3 protein-coding genes are annotated in these 2,816 nt (G+C 67.3%); 2 read left to right on the top strand and 1 reads right to left on the bottom strand.

The annotated features are described in order from the left end of the window. Positions 1-866 (top strand): cytochrome P450 (locus CSW58_RS13205; protein WP_143755219.1); only part of this gene is annotated, 866 nt, incomplete at its 5' end. 764 nt (positions 867-1,630) lie between these two features. Here CSW58_RS13205 and CSW58_RS13195 read toward each other — a convergent pair. Then, a complete protein-coding gene (locus tag CSW58_RS13195; protein WP_099447587.1) occupies positions 1,631-2,521 on the bottom strand; it encodes a CPBP family intramembrane glutamic endopeptidase in 891 nt (296 codons plus the stop codon). Positions 2,522-2,595: 74 nt separating this feature from the next. Here CSW58_RS13195 and CSW58_RS14200 point away from each other — a divergent pair. Then, positions 2,596-2,816, top strand: a 221-nt coding sequence (locus tag CSW58_RS14200) for a hypothetical protein (RefSeq protein WP_161494625.1), incomplete at its 3' end; no start/stop codon positions are given.

The following is a 2,816-nucleotide window of genomic DNA, read 5'->3' as shown; positions in this document are numbered from 1 at the left end:
CCCTGCTGGAGAACGGCGCCGAGATCGACATGGTCGAGCACTTCTCGTCCGTTCTGCCGCTGTTCACCCTGTGCGAGATCCTCGGCGTGCCGCCCGAGGACCGGCCCCGGTTCCTGACCTGGATGCATTATCTGGAGCGCGCCCAGGACCTGGCCGTGCAGCAGGCGGCCGCCCCGATCACCCCGACCCTGGAGCTCATGCAGTTCGTCCAGGACTTCAACACCAATGTCGAAGAGATGTTCGACTATGGCCGGACCATGCTGCTCAAGCGTCGTGAGGATCCGAAACAGGACCTGATGACCGCCATCGCCCGGGCCCAGGTCGACGGCGCGCTGCTGGCCGACGAATATCTGGACGGCTCATGGCTGCTGATCGTCTTCGCGGGCAATGACACCACCCGCAACACGCTCTCGGGGGCGATGAAGCTGCTGACCGAGTTCCCGGATCAACGCCAGGCCCTGATCGACGATCCCGGCCTGCTGGGCGGGGCGGTCGACGAGTTCATCCGCATGGTCAGCCCGGTGATCTACATGCGCCGCACGGCGACCGCCGACACCACGCTGAACGGCCAAGTGATCCGCGAAGGCGAGAAGGTGATCATGTACTACGGCGCGGCCAACCGCGATCCGGAGGTGTTCCCCGAGCCCGACCAGCTGGACGTGCGCCGCGCCAACGCCGGCAAGCACATCGCCTTCGGCTACGGCCCGCACACCTGCATCGGCAAGCGCGTGGCCCAGATCCAGCTTGAGGAAGCCTATCGCCAGATCCTGGCCCGCTTCCCGGACCTGAAGGCCACGGGCGAGATCGAGATCGCGCCCAACAACTTCGTGCATGCGATCAGCAAGCTGATGGTCAAGCGGGGCTGAAGTCAGGCGCCGCGAAGCTCTACCATTGATCGTCTATTTTCCCCTCGTTGACCGTTGCGTGCAATGAGGGGAAGGTAACCTCTTCCTGGCGGCGGACGCCGCCGGTCTCCGTAGCGGAAGAGGAGCGGTCGATATGCGTTCAGGGCTTCATGGTGTGCTGGCGGTAGTGGTTCTCGCGGCGTCTTCCAACGCCTTCGCCGGTGAGGCGACAGATCAGCGGGGGGAGCGCAGCCTGGCGAGGGTGATCGAAGGTCGCGAAGCCGGTCGCCCCGTCGACTGCATTGATGCGCGCAGCGTCGTCGCGACGGAGATCGTCGACAAGACCGCGCTCGTCTATCGGACGCCCAGCGGCCAGCTCTATGTGAACCGGCCCCAGGCCGGCGCAAAGGTCCTGACGCGAGACATGGTCACCCGGCAAGGGCCCAGAGCCCAGCTGTGCAAGCAGGACTCTCTCGCCGTGTTCTGGGCCGCCGGGGGTCACAGAGGCGTCCGGTCGCCTATGTCGGCTTGGGCGAGTTCGTGCCTTACAGCAAATTCCAGCGGTGACATCGCGGGCGGCTTGACCGCCGCCCTTCATGGTCACTCGCGCCTACGGGGCCGCGGGCGGTCTAGAGGCCTGACGGTCGACAGCCGTCAGATCGAGCCATCGCGATCCCGCCTGGCGGGCGCTTCGAGCATGAGCGCCCTTTTCCTCTTCTTGCCGAGATCGAGGTCGCCCCCAGCAACTTCGTGCATGCGATCAGCAAGCTGATGGTTAAGCGAAGCTAGACGGCCGCCGGCTTGGCGAACTGGCCCGCGCGCCAGGCCATCCAGGTCACGCCGAGCCCGACGGCGGTGCAGACCACCAGGGCCGGCAGCGAGGCCTCTGGCCCGAAGGCGCCGCCGGTCAGCCATTCGGGGAAGCCCGCCCGCGCCGTGCTTGACGCGATCGCCGGGCCGAAATCGCCGCCAGACACCGCGGCGCCGAACAGATAGCCCTGGGTGAAGTTCCAGGCGGCGTGCACGCCGATCGACATCCAGATGCGTCCGGTCAGTGCGTAGAAGGCGCCCAGCATGATCCCGGCCTCCAGGGCGATGGCGACGGCCGCGAATACGGTGGCGTTTGGATTGGGAAGATGGCCAAAACCGAACAGGGCGGCGGAAATCGCGAAGGCCGCCCAGGGCCCGAACGCCCTCCAGGTCAGGCGCAGCAAGATGGCGCGGATCATCAGTTCCTCGATCACCCCGGACTGGACGGCCTTGCCGATCGAGACCCAGGCCGGAGCGGCGCCGAGCGACCGGATGTCATAGAGGCCGAACACCGCCATGATGGCCATGACGGCGGCGAACATCGCCATCCCGATCAGCAGGCCCGCGCCGACTTGCGGCAAGGCCGGCCGCCAGGCGATCTCGGACGGCCAGCGGCCCTCGGCCAGCCGCACCGCCAGGGCATAAACCCCCAGCCCGATCAGCACGGCCACGATATTGGCGGCCAGCTGCGCCGCCCCGGAGCTCTGGGGCAGGGCCTTGCCCAGGGCTTCGCCTGTCGTCAGGGCGGTCAGGGCGACGAGGAAGATCAGGGCCAGGGCCCAGCCGATCGCCCGGAGCCAGCGGAGCGGCCCGGGGTGCAGAAACCGACGCTCCCCCAGTTGCAGCGGATGGGCCCAACGCGACATGTCGATCATCATGAACTTGGAACTCGGGGGGTAAGCGGGTCTGAGGGGGAAGACGAGGGCTGTTCAGGGGCACGATGCGCTTCAACCTCGGCCATGATCCGCTGCCTGAAGGGCCGCCGATTCAGGGCCGCGATGGTTTCCTGGATGGTGTCGGACAGGGGGGCGGAAAGCTCCGCGTCAAGGTCGTCGTCGGCGGCGTTGACGGCGGCCCATTGGCGCTGAAGGGCCGGGATCATCGCTTCGGCCTTCGGCGTCAGGACCACGATGCGCTCGCGCGCGTCGGCGCCCGGCTTCA

Source organism: Caulobacter sp. B11 (assembly GCF_002737765.1).
GTDB lineage: Bacteria > Pseudomonadota > Alphaproteobacteria > Caulobacterales > Caulobacteraceae > Caulobacter.
The sequence above is the reverse complement of the archived record's forward strand: the minus strand, read 5'-3'. Positions and strand labels throughout refer to the sequence as shown.

What these genes read in the sequence shown, in the direction of transcription:
- CSW58_RS13195 (WP_099447587.1), bottom strand. Translation starts at nt 2,521, where the DNA reads ATGTCGCGTTGGGCCCATCCGCTGCAACTGGGGGAGCGTCGGTTTCTG.